Below are 18,461 nucleotides of genomic sequence, written 5' to 3' on the forward strand. Positions count from 1 at the left end.
CCGAAGGCGCCGAAGCCCTGGCCCCAGAGCGCGAAGACCTGCGGGTCGAGCACCCGCACCGGCACCGGCGCCACCGGCGCCGCGCGGCCGGGCAGGTCGGCCGTGTAGGTGGCCGGCAGGCTGCCGTAGTCGCGCAGGCCCGAGCCGCCCCAGCGCAGGCGGTCGAGGATCGCCTCGCGCACGAAGAAGGCGGTCTCGTAGGCGCTCGACACCGAGCTGGCGTGGACGTCGCCGGTGGTGGCCTGGAAGGCGGTGATGGCCTCGGGCGTGGTCAGCCCGACCGTGCGGTCGAAGATCGCCGTGCCGGCGCCGCTGGCCTGGATGGCGGTGGCGACGGCGGCCTGGTTGCGGGTCCGGGCGATGGTGGCGAACGCGATGTCGTTGCGCGTGAGGGTGAGGTCGACCTCGCTCGCCTGGTAGCGCAGGGTGGGGGTGAGGAAGGCGAGGTTGGAGGTGACGCCCGCGAAGGTGCCGCTCACGCCCGCATTGGCGGTGAGGATGGGGTAGAGGGTGCGCGGGTTGTAGGCGCCGTTCTGGGCGAGCACCTGGACGGTGCCGCCCGCCAGGGTGGCGGTGCCGGTGGCGGCCAGGCGATCGGCCTGTCCGGCGGCGTTGGTCTCGACCTGGAAGGTCGAGCCGGCCGCGAAGGAGACGTTCCCGGCGACGTTGAGGGTGCCGATGGAGTTGCCGGGCGCCACGGTGCCGCTGCTCTGGGCGACGACGCCGCCCACCGTGCCGGTGCCGCCGAGCGTGCCCCCGGAGCCGACCGCAACGACCGAGCCGGCGAGCGTGCCGTTGACCGCCAACCGGCCGCCGAGCACGGCGGTGGGCCCCGTCAAGGTGCTGGTGCCGGTGAGGGTGAGGGAGCCGGCATTGAGCTTGGTCAGCGAGCCGGTGCCGCCGATCGGGTTCGCCATCTCGGCATCCGCGGCCTGGTCGAGGACGAGGCTGGCATTGTCGGTGATCGCGCCGGACCCGAAGGCCTGGGCATGGCCGACGAGCGTGCCGCCCGCGACCGTGGTGCCGCCCGCATAGGTGTTGGTGCCGGTGAGGACGAGCGTGCCGGTGCCGGCCTTGGTGAGGGAGCCCGCCCCCGCGATGTCGTTGCGCCACGTGTCGGAGGCGGAGACGCCGCCCTGCGCCGCGTCCATGGTGACGGTGACGGGACCGCTGAAGGCGCCGTAGCCGTCCTGGGCCGCGTAGAGGTTCAGGCGGCCCCAGCCGTCATAGGTGTTGCCGCTGAGCAGCGGATAGCCCGAGGGGAGCCCGGTGCTCGCCAGCACCTCCCGGCGCTGGGCATCGCTCAGGTAGGGGAAGCGCGTGAGCAGCAGCACCGAGGCCTGGACCGGCACCTCGGCGGCGGTCATCGGGGCGGAGGCCCCGACCGGCTGGTAGCCGTAGGTCAGGCGCGCGGTGAAGTCCGCCTTGTTGCGGGCCGCGTCGCCGAAGGCGTCGGCCGTGCCCGCGGCCTTCGCGGCGGTGAGGCAGGCGGCGACGTCGCTGGCCCCGCAGGAGGCGGCGAGAGTGGCCTGCGTCTGCCGGTAGGCCTGGTAGACCGCGTAGGCGGCGGCGTTGGCCGGGTTCGTCCAGTCGAGCCGGTTGCCGGCGGCATCGTAGAGGGCCGCGTAGATGTTGGTGGCGGCGATCGCCGTCGCCTCCATGCGGCCGCCCATCACGTCGAGGGGCGAGTGCATGCCCGCGAGGATGCGGTCCTGGCCCAGTTCCGCGGCGCGGGTGAGCAGCTCCTGCGCCCGCTGCGGCACCAGGAAGGCGACGCCGAGCGCCTGCAGGTAGCCCGAATTCGTGTGCCCGCTCGGGAAGGCGCCGTCCGCGTAGGGGTTGGTGCTGTTGATGACGGGCCGCAGGAGGTCCGGCACGGCGACGCCCGTCGCGACGCGGTAGGGGCGCGGCGAGGTGCCGATGCCCGGCACGTAGTCGCCCACGGTGAAGCGGGCCGGCGTGAAGGTGCCGGCGGCATCGAAGCTGCCGACATTCGGCACCGTGATCGGCTGGCCGCCATTGGCCGCCACCATGGCGGGCGTGACGGTGAAGCCCCGCACCCACTGCTCGACCGTGCCGTAGGCGGCCGGGACCGGGAAGGCCCGGAGGTAGGACGGCACCACGAAGGCGGCCGTGTCGCGGGTCGAGAGGGCGGCCCGGTTCGTCGTCGCGCTGTAGTTGTTGAAGCGGGGATCGAGCGGGTCGATGGCCGGGGCAGTGCCCTGGTCGCGTGCGAAGAGGCGCTTGGGCGGCTCGGTCGAGCCGTTCGCCCGGACCGTATTGTTGATGAAGTCGACCGCGGCCGCGAGCGGCGTCGCCGTGCCGTTGCCGAACCGCGTGGTGCCGGCGCTGGCATTGCTGCCGGCATTGATGCTGGCCGCGTAATCCGCGAGCGTGGTCGCGACGTAGCGCGTCGGCGTCAGGCTCGCCGGGGTGGCCCCGCTGAAGGAGGCCCCCGCCCCCGTCAGGTAGGCGGAGGTCAGCGGCCCGAGGCCGTTCAGGATGCTGTAGGGCTGCGCCGTGCGGTCGTCGTGGATCGCCGCCAGCGTCTGCGCGTCAGTGCGGGACTGGGTCAGGGCGACGACCGCCTGGTAATTCTGCAGGAGCACGGACGGGCTGCCGGCCGAGAGCGCCGCGTAGCTGTCGAGGACCCGGTTGATAACCGTGCCGGGCGGCACCGTGGTGCTGTTCGCGAAACCGACGGCCGGCCCCGTCGGCACCGGCTGGGCCAGAGCCGCCGCCGGCACGAGGCTCGTCGCGGCCAGCAGCGCCGCATGGAATGTCCTGATCATCGCCCCTCGCGCATCGTCGAACCGCGTCGCGGCCGCCTCCTAGCTTGGCTGTATGAAGCCTGGATGATCCTCCGGCGCGATCGACCGAAGAAGATCTCGCATGACGTTCTGTCAGACCGATTCGAGCTCGGCCGCCATCGGATGAAGGTCGGTCGCCCCGGCGCGCAATCGAAGCGCAATACAGTGTGGCGCCTGCGAAGCATCGCGCCGCCCCGCAGCGCCTCTGCGGCGTACGGCCCGCGGGACCCGGTCCGCGGATTGCGGCGGACCGGACCTGGCATCGGAGCTGCGACGGGAGGTGTGTCGGCACGGCCGGCATCCCGATTCGGCACGGGGATCGGCGGCGAGGGCGAGCGGGGAGTTGCGTCGGATGTTCAACTTTGAGACTTCGTCCCACGCGCAGCCCGTCCGGATGGCGCCGCCCGACCCCCTGGCCCCGTCCCTGCGGCCGGGGCTCCTGCTCGGCGCCCTGCGCCGGCGGCTGGGACTCGTCCTGCTCGCCGGGAGTTTGGCGATGGCGGCGGGGTTCGGGATCCTGCGGCTCCTGCAGCCGGTCTACACCGCGGCGATCGAGATCCTGATCGACCCGATCGACCTGCGCACCCTCGACGGGGAGGTCACCATGCGCACCCCGCAGGCGGATGCGGGCATCACCGTGGCGGAGAGCCAGGCGCGGGTCGTGCAGTCGAACGCGGTGCTGCGGCGGGTGGTCGAGCGGCTGCACCTCGACGCCGACCCGTACTTCGTGCGGCCGGATTCCGCGAACCCGACCGTCCTGGCGGTGAAGCGCTTCCTCGGCATGGACGTGCCGGCGCAGGCGCCGGACCCGGTCACGGCGGCGACCGACACGCTGCGCCAGACCCTGCAGGTGCGCCGGCCGGAGCGCACCTTCGTCATCGAGGTCTCGGCCAAGGCGGACGCGCCGCAGAAGGCCGCGGACATCGCCAACGCCATCGGGGCCGCGTATTTCGCGGAGGAGTCGGAATCGCGCAAGCTCGCCGCCAAGCGCATCTCGGACGCGCTGGCCGGGCGCCTGGAGGTGCTGCGCCAGGGTGTCGAGGAGGCGGACCGCCGGATCGTCGCCTATCGCCGGGACAACCGGCTCACCGCCTCGGGCGGGCGCCTGCTCACCGATCAGCAGCTCGCGGACCTCAACCAGCAGCTCGTCACCGCCTCGATCCGCGCCGCGGAGGCGCATGCGCGCCTGTCCCAGGCGGAGCGGATGAAGGTGCAGGACGCGGCCGGCACCGCCCTGCCCGAGATGCTGCAATCGGCCGAGATGCAGGGGCTGCGCCAGCAGGCGGCGGCCCTGGCGCGCAGCATCGCCGAGACCGGGACCCGCCTCGGCCAGCGCCACCCCGCCATGGCCGACCTCTACGCCCAGCAGCGGGCGGTGGCCGAGCGCATCCAGATCGAGAAGGCGCGGATCGTCGACGGGACCCGCAAGGAGGCCGAGCGGGCGAGCGCCAGCGAGGCGGCGATCCGCCGGCAGCTCAACGAGGCCCGCGCCCAGATGATCAGCAACGACAGCGCCGGCGTCGGGCTGCAGGAGCTGGAGCGGGAGCGGGACGCGCGGCGCTCCGTCTACGAGAGCGTGCTGAAGCGCGCCCGGGAGACCGGCGAGCAGGAGCGGGTGAGCAGCGTCAACCTGCGGGTGCTGTCGGACGCCGTGGCGCCCAAGCAGCGCAGCTTCCCGCCCTCGCCGAAGGTGGTGCTCCCGGCCGCCTTCCTGGTCGGCCTCGGGCTCGCGGCCGCCCTAGTGATGGGGCTGGCGGTGCTGGCGGCCGGGCGGTCCCGCCCGGCTCCGGTGCCGCTCCCGGTCGAGCGCCGGGACCGGTTCGGCACGGCGACGGTCGGACAATCCGGCTGATCCCGTTCGGTCCCCCCTCCTCCCGCCGAGGTGACATGAGCCGCGTCTCGACCCTTTCGGCGCCTGCGGGCGTCGGCCCCTACCTGCGCACGCTGGTCCTCGGCTCCGGGGCGCGGCTGTTCGGGCTGGCCTCGCAATTCGTGGTGCTGGTCCAGCTCGGCCGCATCCTGTCGCGCGACCAGTTCGGCGAGATGATGATCGCCTTCGGGGCCTACCGGCTGATCGCGACGGCGCTGGGGGTCGGCGGCTCGCTCGTCCTCCTCTACCACGTCTCCCGGCGCCCGGAGGACCGGGCGGGCGAGGTGCGGCTGCACCGGTTCTCGCTGCTCCTCGCCTTCCTGCTCGCGGGGCTCCTGGCGCTCGGCGGGGCGCTCGGCGCCGAGGCGCTGGCGGCGGCGGTCGGCAAGCCCGGCCTCGCCGCGTGGCTGCGGCTGCTCGCGCCCTTCGGGGTCCTCAACACGCTGCTGATCGTCTCCACGGGCGCCCTGGAGGGCCGCTCGCGGATCTCCGAATCGATCCTGGTCGGCGACGTGGCGCCGAGCGCCACCCGGATGCTGCTGCTGCCGCTCGCCGCCCTCGCGGGGTTCGGGGCCGACGGGGTGGCGCCGATCCTCACCCTCTCGGTCCTGCTGCCCTGGCTGTGGGCGGCGCGCGGGGCGTGGCGGACGGACGTGGCGGGCCTGCGCGCCTGGAGCCGCTGGGATCTCGGCTACGGCGGCAAGTTCGTGGTGGCGACGCTGCTCGCCAACCAGCTCGGCGCCATCGACCTCTTGGTCGCGGGCGCCCTGTTCCCGTCCGGCACGGTGGCGGATTACGCCGTCGCCTCGCGGATCGCCGGCCTCTACACCTTCTTCCAGCTCTTCCTGCTCAAGAGCTTCGCGCCGCGGGCGGCGCCCCTGCTGGAGCGCGGGGACCGGGCCGCTTTGGGGCGCGACACCGAGACCTGCCGCCGCCTCGTCGTCGGCTGCACGGCGCTCACCATCGCGGGCATCCTGCTCGCCGCGCCGCTCGGCCTGCCGCTCTTCGGGCCCTACGGGGGGGCGGCGACCTTCCTGGCGCTGCTGGCGATCCCCTCCTTCACCACCGCGTTCTACGCCACCTCGGACCGGCTCCTGCTGATCGCCGGCCAGGCCAACGTGCTGCTGCTGCTCACCGGCTCGTCCTGCCTGACCCTCGTCGCCCTGCCCGCCTGGCTCGCGCCGGTGCTGGGGCTCGCGGCGGTGCCCGGCGCGATGATCCTCTCGGCGCTGCTGTTCAACCCGATCGTGGCGTCCCGCGCCCGGCGGGTGGCGGGCGTGGCGACGATCCGGCCGCGGGACGCCGCCGCGCTGGCCCTCGGCGGCGCGGCGCTCGCCCTCGATGCGGCCCGGGGTTCGGCGATGACGCTGGTGCTCGCCGTGGTGGTGCTCGGCGGGATCGCGGCGCTCTATGCCGGGCCGGTGCTGCGGCGGGGGATGCCCGCGGGGTGACGGGGAGCCGCCACCGAGCCGGGAACGGCGCGGTCCCTGCCCTCTCGCATCGAACGGACCGGGCCTCGTGCGACGGAGCGGATACCGGTTCGTCGAGCCCATGCGGCCAAAACCAGCTCCGGAGCGGCGCCCGAGCGGGGTGCGATCGGGCGCCGCCCTGTCGTGTCAGTGCTGGCCGTGCTGCTCGGCGTGGTGCCGGCTCGCCTCGGTGTGGTGATGAGCGGCGTGGGTCGCGTGCCCGTGGGCGGTGTGGGCGTGATGCGCCGCCTTCTCGTGGTTGCCCGCCTCGTGGTGCTTGGCTGCCTCGTGATGATGACGGGCCGCGTGCTCGTGATGCTCGGCCGCCTTCTTGTGGTGCTCGGCACCCTGATGATTGGCCATGGTTCTCTCTCCCTTCCTGTGCCGGACCACGCCGGGCCCGGCCGCTCCCAACCGAGCGCTCCGCGACACGAAGTCACGAAGCGGTCGGCAGGCGCAGAAGAACTAGGAGATCAGGCGATCAGGGCGAGACCTTCCGCAGTACAATCCGCAATAGGGTTCCGACAAGCGGGAACGATAGTGCGAAATCAGAAGCCGATCATTGCCAATCGAGCGTGATAATTATTTGCCGGCACACGACACCGCGGGGGATGCGCCCCGCTCGGCGCCCGGCTTGACCGATCGGAGGTGAGGCCCGCGGTCGAGGGCGCGCTCGGCCCGTGATCCGCGGCACGGCGCGATGAAGCGCTCCCCGGTCCGTTCGACGCGGTCGCGGCGGCCCAGGCCGGGTAGAAGGGGCAGGAGCCCGGCTCCGGCGGGCGTGGCGGCCCGCGGCCGGAGGCGCGGGCCGCCCCTCACCGCCCCCCGCCCCCGAGCGCCCCCCGGTAGGCGGTGAGCGTGCGGCGGGCGATCTCGGCCCAGTCGTGGAGGGCGGCGACGCGGGCGCGGGTGGCGTCGTCGAGGCGCGGGGGCGCCCCCCTGTCCTCGGCCACGACCTCCGCCAGGTGGCCCGCCAGCGCCGCCACGTCGCCCGGCGCGCAGAAGCGCGTCCCGTCCGGCGCCACCTCCCGGTGGGGCGGGATGTCGCTCAGGATCAGCGGGCAGCCGTAGCTGATCGCCTCCAGCACGGCGATCGGCTGGCCCTCGTGCCCGGAGGGCAGCACGAAGGCGGCGGCGTGGTGGTAGAGGTCGGCGAGCACGGCCGGGTCCTGGCGCCCGAGCAGGGCGACGCCCGGCACCCGCGCGGCGGCCTGCGCGGCCTCCTGCGCGTATTCCGCGTTGTAGTCCGCGGCCCCCGCCAGCGCGAGCATCCAGCCCGGCCCCGGCCGGGCCCGCTCCCAGGCGGCGATCAGGTCGAGTTGCCGCTTCTGCTGGTCGATCCGCGCGACGCAGAGCACGTAGCGGCCCGCAACCAGCCCGACCGGCAGGGCCGGGGCGGGCGAGGCCGGGCGCGGCGCCGGGATGCCGTTGGGGATCGCCGCCACCGCCACCCGGTGGCTCTGCTGCATGCGCTCGGCGAGGGAGGCCGAGACCGCGATCCGCGCGTGGGACAGGCGCATGCCGACCCGCTCGCCGAACCGCAGCAGGGAGCGCCCGAAGGCCCCCCACTTCTCGTTCTCGTAGTTCGGCCCGTGATGGGTGACGACGACCTTGAGCCCCGCCAGCCGCACCAGCGGCGCGAACAGGGCCGGGCCGATCGCGTGGATGTGGATCACGTCGGGCCGGGTCGCGACCGCCCGCATCACCCCGAGCAGGGTGTGCAGGAAGGCCTCGACGCCCATCACCCGCGGCGCCCACAGGCGCACGAGCCGGATCCCCCGCCAGACCGGCCCGGGCGCGTCCGGCCCGTCCGGCATGTAGGAGGAGCGCACGATCACCTCGACCGAGCAGCCGAGGGTGACGAGTTCCAGGGCGAGGTTCTGGACGTGGTTCTCGACCCCGCCCTGCACGCCCGGGAAGCCGCGCAGGCCGAGCATGGTCACCCGCATGGGGCGCCCGGGCGCGACCTCGGCCGCGGCGGCGGCCTCGTCCGCCTGCCGGAGCGTGACGTTTCCGACGGCCTGAGTCATGCGGCGCGCTCCCGGTTCGGCGCGGCCCGGCCGGCGCCCAGCGTGGCGTAGAGGTCGAGGAGCCGGGCGCGGTACGCCTCCGGCGTGAAGTCCCGCGCCACCCAGGCGCGGCCGGCGCTGCCGAGGTCCGCGAGCCGCCGCGCGGGCATCGCCGCGAAGGCGGCGAGCGCCTCGGCGAGCGCCGCGACGTCGCCGGGCGGGACCAGCCGCCCGGTCTCGCCCTCGCGCACCAGTTCGGGGATGCCGGCGATGCGGCTCGCGATGACGGGGCGGCCGGCCGCGTAGGCCTCCAGCACCGCCATCGGGGCGTTCTCGTTGACCTCGGAGGGCAGGACCACCGCCCGCGCCCCTTCGAGGACCGCCGCGAGCGCCCCCGCGTCGAGGTGGCCGAGGAACGTCACGTCGGCGCCCGTCTCGGCCGCCACCGCGCGCAGGTTCGCCTCGTCGGGGCCGCGGCCGGCGAGCGCCAGGGGCTGGCGGGCGCGGGCGGCCGCCCGCACCAGGGTCTCGACGCCCTTCGAGCGGTCGAGCCGGCCGCAATAGACGAAGCGCTCGCCGATCGGCGCGTCCGGCCGGAAGCGCCGCGCCTCGACGAAGTTCGGCACGTGGACGAAGCGCTCGCGCGGCCAGCCCCACTCCACCAGGGTGTCGATGACGAAGCGGCTCGGCACCGCGAACCGGTCGACGTTGTCCGCGTAGAGCCCCAGCCAGCGGTGCAGCGCGCTCTCCAGGGCGACGAGCCCCGAGACGGCGAGCGAGCCCTTGAGGCAGCGGTGGCGCACGGCGTTGTGGAACCGCCCGCCCCGGCAGGACGCGCAGGGGCGCCCGTCGCGCATCATCGTGTAGGCCGGACAGCCGAGCTTCAGGTCGTGCACGCTCATCACGACCGGGATGCCCCGCGCGCGCAGGAGCGGCAGGATCGCCGGGGAGAGGTGGTGGTACACGTTGTGGGCGTGCGCCACGTCCGGCCGGACCCGGTCGAGCAGCGCCGAGAGCCGGTCGCGCGCCTGGAACGAGTACAGGACCCGGCCCGCATTGATGAGCGTGCGCGCCGGGCCGTAGCCGCGCCCGAACTCGATCTCGTCCGGGAAGTAGGCGTCCCACGGGGTCGGCTGGTTGTTCGGGTGGCGCATCGCGAACGGCACCACCTCCCAGCCGATCGCCTCCATCAGCCGGTTCTGCTCCAGGAACACCACCTCGGCCCCGCCGCGCGGGTAGAAGTAGTTGTTGATCGACAGGAGCCGACCCGGCGGAGATGACTTGAGATTGACTGACATCGGCGCACCAAGTTTGCGTAACGTTGCAGACAAAGCCCGACGACCGCGGCGATCATCTTGGCCCCGGGACCGCCGCCTGCGGCGACGGACAGGGCCGGGAGGGTGAGGGGGGTCGGTCCCGCCGCGCCCGCGCGCCTAGCCCTGGATCGGGGTGCTGCCGGGAAGGAGGGCCGAGCGCGGGCGCGGCGCGGGGGACGGGCCGGAGGCGCGGGGGCGGTCGCCCTCGGCGATCACCCGGCTGTCGATCCAGGCGCCGGGCGGCACCCGGGAGCGCACCAGCCCGAGCCAGAAGCCCAGCGTGTAGACGTTCCAGGCGGAGACCGCGTAGAACCCGTAGCGCAGCGAGCGCCACTTCAGCGCCATGGCGCAGAACGGGAAGGCGAGGACCGCCGCCATCTCGGGGACCGCCAGGGCGCCCCGGGTCAGAAGCGGGACGCCGAAGAGGGCCGCCCACCACAGGTGGACCACCGCGCAGAGGCGGAAGATCACGTTGTTGCGGCAGACCAGCCGGAAATGCGGGCGGCCGAGGGCGGCGCGGAAGACCTCGCCGCTGGCGAAGGCGGTCTTGTTGGCGAGGCGCCGCGCCAGCAGCCGGTAATCGCCGTCGGAATGGCCGTAATGGTCGATCCCCGGATGGTCGATCCGCATCAGCGTCCAGCCGGCGGCGTGGAGCCGGGCGCCGAGTTCGAGCTCCTCGCTGCCGTGGAGGTTGCGGTCGGTGAACCAGCCGACCGACTCGAGCGCCGCCCGCCGGTAGAGGCCGCCGCAATCCAGGCGGGTGACCATGCCGGGGAGGCGGTCGGGCTCGCCGCGCTGCTCGCGGGCCTCGAACTCGACGTTGTCCATGGCCCGCTCGCGGATCAGCCCGCCCACGCCCGCCAGCCGCGGGTCGTCGGCCAGCGCCGCCAGGGCGGCGCGCACGAAGCCCGGATCGAGCCGCATGTCGCCGTCGAGGATCAGGACGTGATCGCCGCGGCTGTACTGGTAGCCGAGCTGTCCCCCCGCCCCGCAGGAGCGGTCGGCGGCGCGGGCCAGGGTCACCACGCGGATCGGGTAGCGGGCGGCGATCGCCACCGTCCGGTCGGTGGAGGCGCTGTCGGCGAGGATGACCTCGCCGTCGAGGCCGTCGAGCGCCGCGAGCGCGCTCTCGACCGCCATGGCGATGCGACCCTCCTCGTTCAGGGCCTTGATGACGATGCTGACGCTCGGCTGGTCCACGATCCACTCCGGTCGGAATCCCGGTCCGGCGCCCCGCTGTCCCGTTCCGGAAAGGATTTCGTTCCGGAGCGGCACAGGCAGGGACGCCGTGCCGAGTCCAGCGCAAGCCGGGCGCCAGCCGAGCGCGCGACGCGGCGCGCTGCCGTCATTAGGATCAAATTCCTGTATCGCGGATCGGGCCGGTCTCCGGGGCGGGCGGCCCCGCCGTCACCCCGCCCTCTGCGTCCGGCGCCGGACGACCCGGCGGGTGCGCCGGAGCAGCGCGAGGGCGCGGCGGGCGGGGCCGCTCGCCCGGAGGGCCGGGACGGCCGCCAGGAAGGCCGCGGCGAGCCGCCCGCGGCGGGTGCGCCCGGCGACGAGCGCCAGGAGCGGCAGCGCGTGATCCGCCCAGCTCGCCTTGTAGCCCTCGTCGCCGACCGTGAGGTCGTAGGTGTGCAGGTCGCCCCGGGCGATGAGGGCGCGGATCACCCCCTCGGTGAGCAGGCGGCCGACGGCGAACCGGCTCCAGTCCGGGCGGTAGCTGGAGACCAGGTAGACGTAGCGGCCGCGGAACTCCGCGCCCCACAGCCCGGCGACGAGGTCGCCGCCGACCCACAGCCCGGCCGCCCCGATCCCGCCCTCGCGGAAGGCCGTCCGGGTCACGCGCTCGTAGAAGGACGCCACCTCCCCGCGCGCGAAGGTGTCGCGCAGGCCCGACTCCCGCTGCCAGCGGGCCTTCTGGGCGATGACGAAGCGGGTCACCGCGAGGCGCTCCGCCTCGCTCTCCGCGAAGGTCAGCCGGACCGGCCCGGTCTCCGCGAGGCGGCGCGCGAGGCGGCGGTTCTGGGCGAAGAACTGGGTGCTGCGCGCCTTCGCGAAGGCCTCGAAGGTGGAGGGCAGCGCCGCCCCGCTGGCGCCGAGGGGGTCCGGCCGCAGGCCGGGGAGCTGCGCGAGCGGGTTCTCGACGCCGTCGAGGCGGCGGGGCATGCGCTGCAGGCGCACGAGGTCGACGGGCGGCAGGGCCTCCAGGATCCCGGCCCACAGGAGCGCGACGCGCGCCGGCTCCCACGAGGCGGCCGGGGCGACCACCGGCATGGCGTAGTCCGCGCGATCGCCGCCCAGGAATTCGAGCACCCGCAGGCCGGCCCGGCGGCGGATCCCGAGCGGCAGCAGCAGGAGGTCGGTCCCGTCCCGGGCCGTGACGTGGACGATGCAGGGGCGCGTGCCCGCCCGCGCCCCGAGCGTCTCCCACCACGCCGACAGCCACTCGTAGGTCTGGAACACGCTGCAGCCGCCGGCCGCCACGGCGCGGCGCCAAGCCGGCTCGGCCTCGGGCAGGGAAGCGTAGGCGCGGATCCGCCAGGGCAGGGCACCGGCCTCCGCCCCGTCGGGGGGCCGCACCCGGATGTCGTCGATCACCAAGACCCGCCCCCGCACCGCTGCCCTCCCCCCAAGATGGAGCCGCGTCGGCCGGAAACGATCCCATCCTGGGTCGCCATCGAGAGCCTTCGCACACCCCTGCGTAGTTTACCCTGCTCGAACGAAGGTTTTGGCGCGCCGGTCGATCTTGCTGTATTCAAGCAGCGAGGCCGAAAGCCGTGTCGTCGCGGGACGGGCGGGAATGTCCACACGAGAACTGCTCAAGGCCGGATTGCCGATTCTCGCACATCGCAGCGGGCTGGCGGCCCTCCTGGGCCGGCGCTACGGCGGCTGCGGCACGGTGTTCATGCTGCACAGCGTGGTGCCGGACGACGCCTTCCACCCGGACCGGAGCCTGCGCTGCCCGGTCTCGCGGCTCGACCGCGCCCTGCGCGCCCTGCGGGCGGACGGCATCGCCCTGGTCGGCCTGGACGAGGCGGTGCGGCGCCTGCGCGACCGGGTCCCGGGCCGCTTCGCCGCCTTCACGTTCGACGACGGTTTCGCCGACAACCTCACCCACGCCCTGCCGGTGATGGAGCGGCACGGCGCGCCCTTCACGGTCTACGTGGCCACCGGGATGATCACGGGCGCCATGGAGGCGTGGTGGCTCGAACTGGCCGACCTGCTGCGCCACCGGGACCGGATCGCGATCCCGGGCTTCGCGGCGCCCTTCGCCTGCCCGGACGCGGCGTCCAAGACCGCCGCGTTCCTGACCATCGAGCGCCGGATCCACGCCGATTACGGCCTGCTGCCCGGCCTGCGGCACCTGCTCGACGCGGCGGGCTCGTCGCCCGCGGCGCTGCTGCGCCGGGAGGGGCTCGACCGCGACGGCCTGCGCCGCCTCGCCGGGCACCCGCTCGTGACGATCGGGGCGCACGGCACGCGGCACATCGCCTTCGCGCCGGCCTCCGAGGCGGAGGTGCGGGCGGACCTCGCGGACAACCGCGCCTTCCTGGAGGGCGTGATCGACCGCCCGGTCCGCCACCTCGCCTACCCGTTCGGGAATGCCCGGGCCTGCGGCGCGCGGGAGGCGCGGCTCGCCCGCGACCTCGGCTTCGCCACCGCCGTCACGACCCGGCACGGGGCGCTGTTCCCGGCGCATCTCGACCACCTCCACGCCCTGCCCCGGGAAGTCCTGTCGGGCGACGAGACCGCCGCGAGCCTCGCCTGCAAGGTCCGGGGGTTCTACCGCGCCGTGGAATCCCGGCTCGGAGCGCCGGTCAGCCACATGGGGAGCGACCGGGCCGTCCCCGCCGCGGCTGCCGCCTGACCGTCCGGGCGGGCCGGGTCCGCCGCGCGGTCACGGCTCGGCCGAGCGGCGCATCTCGGCCTCGAGCCAGTCGACGAGGCACCGCAGGTCCGCCCGCGCCTGGAGGTGCTCGGCGATCCACAGGTCCAGGCGGTGCGGGCCGGGGGTGAAGCCGAAGGGCGCCACGAGGTGCCCGGCGCGGATCTCGGAGTCGACGAGCAGGCGCGGCGCCAGCGCGAGCCCCAACCCGCAGGCCGCCGCCTGGATCACGAGGTAGAAGTGCCCGTAGATCTCCTGCGGGATGATGCCGAGGTCCGGCCGGCCGACCGCCTCCCCCCACTCCGCCCAGGCGTTCGGCCGCGTCGCCGTCGCGAGGATGCGCGCCCGCGCCAGATCCTCCGTCCCGGCGAGCCCGAGGCGGGCCGCGTAGTCGGGGTGGCAGACCGGGCCGATCTCCTCGACGATCAGCCGCCGCGCCCGGGCGGTCGGCGGCGGGCGGTACATGCTGTTGCGGATCGCTACGCTGATCTCGTCGCGGATGAAGTCGACCTCGCCGTAGCTGATGTTGAGGCGCAGCTCGATGGTCGGGTTGCGCTGCTTGAACGCCTCCAGCCGCGGGATCAGCCAGTACATCATGACGGTGGCCGAGCACGACAGGGTGAGCGGCCCGGGCTGCACGCGCGAGATCGCGAGCTGGATCTGGTCGAAGGCCTCGCCGAGGCTGGCGGCGAGCTGGGCGCCCTCCTGGGTCAGGGTTACCGCGCGGGGGAGCCGCTCCAGGAGCGGCAGGCCGAACTGCGCCTCCAGCGCCCGGACGTGACGGCTCACGGCGCCGTGCGTGACGCCGAGCTCGGCCGCCGCCGCGCTCATGCTCCCGAGGCGGGCGGTGACGTCGAAGGCCCTGAGCGCGTTGAGCGGCAGGCGGGACAGCGGCATGGGGCTCCTCCCGGGGGCGGCCGGTGTGAGTTTTCTTCACGGATCGCTGCGCCGATGTCGAGTTCCCGGGCCGCCCGCGTGGTGTAACCTGCCCGGAGAACAGAACGGGTCAGGGCAGGACAACGCGAGAGGGCGCGGCGGCACCGTCCCGGAACGGGCGGCGCGCCAGCGGGACGGTGCGCATCCGCACGCATCACGTCCGCACGCTCCCGGCCCCGGCCAGAATCCGGACCCTCGACGGTCCGGCGGACCCTGACGGTCCGGACGCCGCGCGCAGGGAGGACCACGATGGCCGCGATCGCATCCACCGGGGAATCCGGCCTCTACGCGGCGGGGACGCGGCGCGGCGGCTGGCTCGTCGGGCTCGACCGCCTGATCGGCCACCTCGTCGAGGCGCCCGCTGCCGCCCTGGTGGCGGTCGAGATCGTCGTGCTGTTCATCGGCGTCTGCAGCCGCTACGTCTTCCACCAGCCGATCGTGTGGTCGGACGAACTCGCCGCGATGCTGTTCCTCTGGCTCGCCATGCTGGGGGCGGTCGTCGCCTACCGGCGGGCCGAGCACATGCGGATGACGGCGCTCGTCGCCATGGTCCGCCCCGGCTGGCGGCCCACCCTCGACGCGCTCGCGGTCGCGGTGAGCCTCGCTTTCCTGGTCCTCACCATCGGCCCGGCCCTCGACTTCGCCCAGGACGAGCTCTTCATCACCACCCCGGCGCTGGAGATCTCGAACGCGTGGCGCGCCGCGGCGCTACCCACCGGCATCGGGCTGATGCTGGTGACCGGCCTGATCCGCCTCGCCGAGAACCCGGACCGCCGGGCGGTGCTGGCCGCGCTCGCCACCGTGGCGGTGGTCGGCGGCGCCCTCTGGCTCGCCGCCCCCCTGTTCCGGCCGCTCGGCAACCTCAACCTGCTCCTGTTCTTCGTCGGCCTCGTCGGGGCGCTGGTCTTCGCGGGCGTGCCGATCGCCTTCGCGTTCGGCACCGCGACCTTCGCGTATCTGGCGCTCACCACGCGGCTCCCGACCCTGGTCCTGATCGGGCGGATGGACGAGGGGATGAGCCACCTGATCCTGCTCGCCGTCCCCCTCTTCGTCTTCCTCGGCCTCCTGATCGAGGCGACCGGGATGGCGCGGGCGATGGTCGGCTTCCTGGCGGCGCTGCTCGGCCACGTGCGCGGCGGCCTCTCCTACGTGCTGGTCGGGGCGATGTACCTCGTCTCGGGCATCTCGGGCTCCAAGGCCGCCGACATGGCCGCGGTCGCCCCCGTGCTGTTTCCCGAGATGAAGGCCCGCGGCGCCAAGGAGGGCGACCTGGTGGCGCTCCTCTCGGCCACCGGCGCCCAGACCGAGACCATCCCGCCCTCGATCGTGCTCATCACCATCGGATCGGTCACCGGCGTGTCGATCTCGGCCCTGTTCACCGGCGGATTGCTGCCGGGCCTCGTGCTCGGGGTGACCCTGTGCAGCCTGGTCTGGTGGCGCTACCGGGGCGAGGACCTGAGCCACGTGCGCCGGGCGACCGGCGCGGAGATCGGCCGCGCCCTGGTGGTGGCGGTTCCGGCCCTGGCGCTGCCCTTCGTGATCCGCTTCGCGGTGGTGGAGGGCATCGCCACCGCCACCGAGGTCTCGACCATCGGCATCGTCTACGCGGCGCTCGCGGGCCTCGTGATCTACCGGCAGTTCCCGCTCCGCCGCCTCTACCCGATGCTGGTGACGACCGCCTCGCTGTCGGGGGCGATCCTGCTGATCATCGGGGCGGCCACCGGCATGGCCTGGGCGCTCACGCAGTCGGGCTTCTCCGGCACCCTCGCCGCCATGATGAAGGCGCTCCCGGGCGGCGCCCCGGTCTTCCTCATCGTCTCGGCCCTCGCCTTCGTGGTGCTGGGCTCGGTGCTGGAGGGGATCCCGGCCATCGTGCTGTTCGGGCCGCTGATGTTCCCGATCGCCCGCCAGGTCGGCGTGCACGAGGTGCACTACGCCATGGTGGTGATCCTCGCGATGGGCATCGGCCTCTTCGCGCCGCCCTTCGGGGTCGGCTACTACGCGGCCTGCGCCATCAGCCGGATCCACCCCGACGCCGGCATGCGCCCGATCCTCGGCTACATCGCCGCCCTGGTGATCGGGCTCGCCGTGGTGATCGCGGTCCCGTGGATCTCGACCGGCTTCCTCTGATCCTCCGCCCCCCTGCCCGCGAGCCCCAGGGAGCCTTCCATGTCACGCCCGACGCGCCGCACCCTCCTGACGACCGGAGCCGCCGGGCTCCTCGCCGCGCCCTTCGTGGCCCGCGCCGCCGAGCCGGATGTCCGGCTCAAGTTCGGCAACATCGTCTCGGGCGACCACCCGCTGAACCTCGCCATGGGCCGGGTGCGCGACCGCGTCGCCCGGGAGACCGACGGCAAGGTCCAGATCGAGCTGTTTCCGAAGAACCAGCTCGGCTCGGACGCCGACATGCTGAGCCAGCTGCGCTCGGGCGCCCTCGAACTCTTCGCCCAGACCGGCGTGCTGATGTCGACCCTGGTGCCGGTGGCCTCGATCAGCGGCGTCGGCTTCGCCTTCCCGACCTACGACAAGGTCTGGGAGGCCCTCGACGGGCCGCTCGGCCGGCACGTCCGCGGCGCCTTCGAGAAGGCGAACCTCGTCTGCCTGGAGAAGTCCTACAACCACGGCTTCCGGCAGACGACCTCCTCGACGAAGCCGATCCGCACGCCGGAGGACTTCAGCGGCTTCAAGATCCGGGTGCCGCCCTCCCCGCTCTGGACCTCGATGTTCAAGTCCTTCGGGGCGGCCCCGGTCTCGATCCCCTGGGCCGAGACCTACTCGGCGATGCAGACGCGGATCGCGGATGGGCTGGAGCAGCCGCTGATCGGGCTCCTCGTCGACAAGATGTACGAGGTGCAGAAGTACTGCTCGCTCACCAACCACATGTGGGACGGGTTCTGGGTGCTGGCGAACCGCCGCGCCTGGGAGCGCATCCCGCCGAACCTTCGCGAGATCCTGGAGCGCAACATCAACCAGGAGGCCCTGGTGCAGCGCCGCGAGGTCGAAGAGTTGAACGCGACCTTGCAGGGCAAGCTGCAGTCGCTCGGCCTGCAGTTCTTCGAGGTCTCCAACGCCGATTTCCGGCAGCGCCTCGTCTCCGCGGGATTCTACGAGGAGTGGCGCAAGCGCTACGGCGACGAGGCGTGGTCGCTCCTCGAAGCCACCACCGGCAAGCTCGGGTGATCCACGACGTCGAGAGGCTGGTTCTTGTGGATGGGCTCCCCTTTTCCGGATCTCCTTCCGCTGACGCTGCAGTCGTCCGGAAAAGGGGGGTGGCAATGGAACCACGCGCTGTACTGACCACCCGAAGAGCCTATCGCAATCGGGCGCCGCGGCGCCCGGATCCCTCACAGCGTCACACCCTACGGAACCTGCCATGCAGCTGAAGGACAAGGTCGCGATCGTGTTCGGGGCCGGCTCGGTCGGACCGGGCTGGGGCAACGGCAAGGCCACGGCGACGCTGTTCGCCCGCAACGGGGCGGCGGTCGTCTGCGTCGACATCAACCGGGCCGCCGCCGAGGAGACGGTGCGGATCATCGAGTCCGAGGGCGGCCGGGCCACCGCCGCGTCCTGCGACGTCACCGATTCGGCCTCCGTCGCGGCCGTGGTCGCCGACACGGTCGGGCGCCACGGGCGGATCGACGTGCTGCACAACAATGTCGGCTACGCCCAGATGGGCGGCCCGGTCGAGCTCGACGAGGCGGATTGGCAGCGCACCCTCGACCTCAACGTCACGGGCTGCTTCCTGACCTGCAAGCACGTGCTGCCGCACATGCTGGCCCAGCGATCGGGCGCGATCGTCAACGTCTCGTCGATCGCGGCGGTGCGCTACACCGGCTACCCCTACGCCGCCTACTACGCCGCCAAGGCCGCGGTGAACAACTTCACCATGGGCATCGCGCTTCAATACGCGCGCGACGGCATCCGGGCGAACGCGATCATGCCCGGGATGATGAACACGCCGCTGATCCACCAGCAGATCGCCGGCCAGTACGCCGACCCCGAGGAGATGGTGCGCGCCCGCGACGCCGTCTGCCCGATGGGCCGCATGGGCACCGCCTGGGACGTGGCGCAGGCCGCCCTGTTCCTCGCCTCCGACGCCGCCGGCTACATCACCGGCGTGTCGCTGCCGGTCGACGGCGGCTTCTCCTGCCGGGCCGGGTGAGCG

At 73.7% G+C, this 18,461-nt stretch carries 13 protein-coding genes; 6 read left to right on the plus strand and 7 right to left on the minus strand.

Features of this window, described 5'->3' with window-relative positions:
- Positions 1 to 2,792 (minus strand): autotransporter-associated beta strand repeat-containing protein (locus ACW9J6_RS20895; RefSeq protein ID WP_457118437.1); only part of this gene is annotated, 2,792 nt, incomplete at its 3' end.
- Positions 2,793 to 3,162: 370 nt separating this feature from the next.
- On the opposite strand from ACW9J6_RS20895, the gene ACW9J6_RS20900 reads away from it, so the two are divergent.
- A complete protein-coding gene (locus ACW9J6_RS20900) occupies positions 3,163 to 4,662 on the plus strand; it encodes a GumC family protein (RefSeq protein WP_457118438.1) in 1,500 nt (499 codons plus the stop codon).
- Positions 4,663 to 4,697: 35 nt separating this feature from the next.
- Entirely contained in the window at positions 4,698 to 6,131 is a 1,434-nt protein-coding gene (locus ACW9J6_RS20905; RefSeq protein WP_457118439.1) for a lipopolysaccharide biosynthesis protein, read from the plus strand.
- Between the two features lie 165 nt (positions 6,132 to 6,296).
- Here ACW9J6_RS20905 and ACW9J6_RS20910 read toward each other — a convergent pair whose 3' ends face one another.
- From ACW9J6_RS20910 to ACW9J6_RS20930, 5 genes are all read right to left on the minus strand, one after another.
- Positions 6,297 to 6,512: a hypothetical protein gene (locus ACW9J6_RS20910; protein ID WP_457118440.1), complete on the minus strand. Its 216-nt coding sequence runs from the start codon at positions 6,510 to 6,512 to the stop codon at positions 6,297 to 6,299.
- A 452-nt stretch (positions 6,513 to 6,964) separates the two neighbouring features.
- The gene (locus ACW9J6_RS20915) at positions 6,965 to 8,179 is read right to left on the minus strand and encodes a glycosyltransferase family 4 protein (protein WP_457118441.1); all 1,215 of its coding nucleotides are present in this window, start codon (positions 8,177 to 8,179) and stop codon (positions 6,965 to 6,967) included.
- Positions 8,176 to 9,456, minus strand: coding sequence for a glycosyltransferase (locus tag ACW9J6_RS20920; RefSeq protein ID WP_457118442.1), 1,281 nt, complete (start codon positions 9,454 to 9,456; stop codon positions 8,176 to 8,178). Before ACW9J6_RS20920 ends, ACW9J6_RS20915 begins: the two co-directional genes overlap by 4 nt.
- A 135-nt stretch (positions 9,457 to 9,591) precedes the next feature.
- Positions 9,592 to 10,674 (minus strand): glycosyltransferase, encoded by a 1,083-nt coding sequence (locus tag ACW9J6_RS20925; protein ID WP_457118443.1) that lies wholly within the window; start codon positions 10,672 to 10,674, stop codon positions 9,592 to 9,594.
- A gap of 207 nt (positions 10,675 to 10,881) precedes the next feature.
- Complete coding sequence (locus tag ACW9J6_RS20930; RefSeq protein WP_457118444.1) at positions 10,882 to 12,090, minus strand: GNAT family N-acetyltransferase; 1,209 nt, start codon at positions 12,088 to 12,090, stop codon at positions 10,882 to 10,884.
- 184 nt (positions 12,091 to 12,274) lie between these two features.
- On the opposite strand from ACW9J6_RS20930, the gene ACW9J6_RS20935 reads away from it, so the two are divergent.
- Complete coding sequence (locus ACW9J6_RS20935) at positions 12,275 to 13,342, plus strand: polysaccharide deacetylase family protein (protein WP_457118445.1); 1,068 nt, start codon at positions 12,275 to 12,277, stop codon at positions 13,340 to 13,342.
- Positions 13,343 to 13,372: 30 nt separating this feature from the next.
- Here ACW9J6_RS20935 and ACW9J6_RS20940 read toward each other — a convergent pair whose 3' ends face one another.
- The gene (locus tag ACW9J6_RS20940) at positions 13,373 to 14,257 is read right to left on the minus strand and encodes a LysR substrate-binding domain-containing protein (protein ID WP_457118446.1); all 885 of its coding nucleotides are present in this window, start codon (positions 14,255 to 14,257) and stop codon (positions 13,373 to 13,375) included.
- Between the two features lie 288 nt (positions 14,258 to 14,545).
- Here ACW9J6_RS20940 and ACW9J6_RS20945 point away from each other — a divergent pair, with 288 nt between their 5' ends.
- From ACW9J6_RS20945 to ACW9J6_RS20955, 3 genes are all read left to right on the plus strand, one after another.
- The gene (locus tag ACW9J6_RS20945; RefSeq protein ID WP_457118447.1) at positions 14,546 to 16,426 is read left to right on the plus strand and encodes a TRAP transporter large permease; all 1,881 of its coding nucleotides are present in this window, start codon (positions 14,546 to 14,548) and stop codon (positions 16,424 to 16,426) included.
- Positions 16,427 to 16,465: 39 nt separating this feature from the next.
- The gene (locus ACW9J6_RS20950) at positions 16,466 to 17,476 is read left to right on the plus strand and encodes a TRAP transporter substrate-binding protein (RefSeq protein ID WP_457118448.1); all 1,011 of its coding nucleotides are present in this window, start codon (positions 16,466 to 16,468) and stop codon (positions 17,474 to 17,476) included.
- A 193-nt stretch (positions 17,477 to 17,669) separates the two neighbouring features.
- The gene (locus ACW9J6_RS20955) at positions 17,670 to 18,458 is read left to right on the plus strand and encodes an SDR family NAD(P)-dependent oxidoreductase (protein WP_457118449.1); all 789 of its coding nucleotides are present in this window, start codon (positions 17,670 to 17,672) and stop codon (positions 18,456 to 18,458) included.
- The last annotated feature ends 3 nt before the right edge of the window (positions 18,459 to 18,461 follow it).

Source organism: Methylobacterium sp. JK268, assembly GCF_054052225.1.

Bases quoted from the DNA above. Each gene is read 5' to 3' on its own strand.
- ACW9J6_RS20945 (WP_457118447.1), top strand. From the start codon at position 14,546: ATGGCCGCGATCGCATCCACCGGGGAATCCGGCCTCTACGCGGCGGGG.
- ACW9J6_RS20905 (WP_457118439.1), top strand. From the start codon at position 4,698: ATGAGCCGCGTCTCGACCCTTTCGGCGCCTGCGGGCGTCGGCCCCTAC.
- ACW9J6_RS20915 (WP_457118441.1), bottom strand. From the start codon at position 8,179: ATGACTCAGGCCGTCGGAAACGTCACGCTCCGGCAGGCGGACGAGGCC.
- ACW9J6_RS20920 (WP_457118442.1), bottom strand. From the start codon at position 9,456: ATGTCAGTCAATCTCAAGTCATCTCCGCCGGGTCGGCTCCTGTCGATC.
- ACW9J6_RS20935 (WP_457118445.1), top strand. From the start codon at position 12,275: ATGTCCACACGAGAACTGCTCAAGGCCGGATTGCCGATTCTCGCACAT.
- ACW9J6_RS20900 (WP_457118438.1), top strand. From the start codon at position 3,163: ATGTTCAACTTTGAGACTTCGTCCCACGCGCAGCCCGTCCGGATGGCG.
- ACW9J6_RS20950 (WP_457118448.1), top strand. From the start codon at position 16,466: ATGTCACGCCCGACGCGCCGCACCCTCCTGACGACCGGAGCCGCCGGG.
- ACW9J6_RS20940 (WP_457118446.1), bottom strand. From the start codon at position 14,257: ATGCCGCTGTCCCGCCTGCCGCTCAACGCGCTCAGGGCCTTCGACGTC.
- ACW9J6_RS20955 (WP_457118449.1), top strand. From the start codon at position 17,670: ATGCAGCTGAAGGACAAGGTCGCGATCGTGTTCGGGGCCGGCTCGGTC.
- ACW9J6_RS20910 (WP_457118440.1), bottom strand. From the start codon at position 6,512: ATGGCCAATCATCAGGGTGCCGAGCACCACAAGAAGGCGGCCGAGCAT.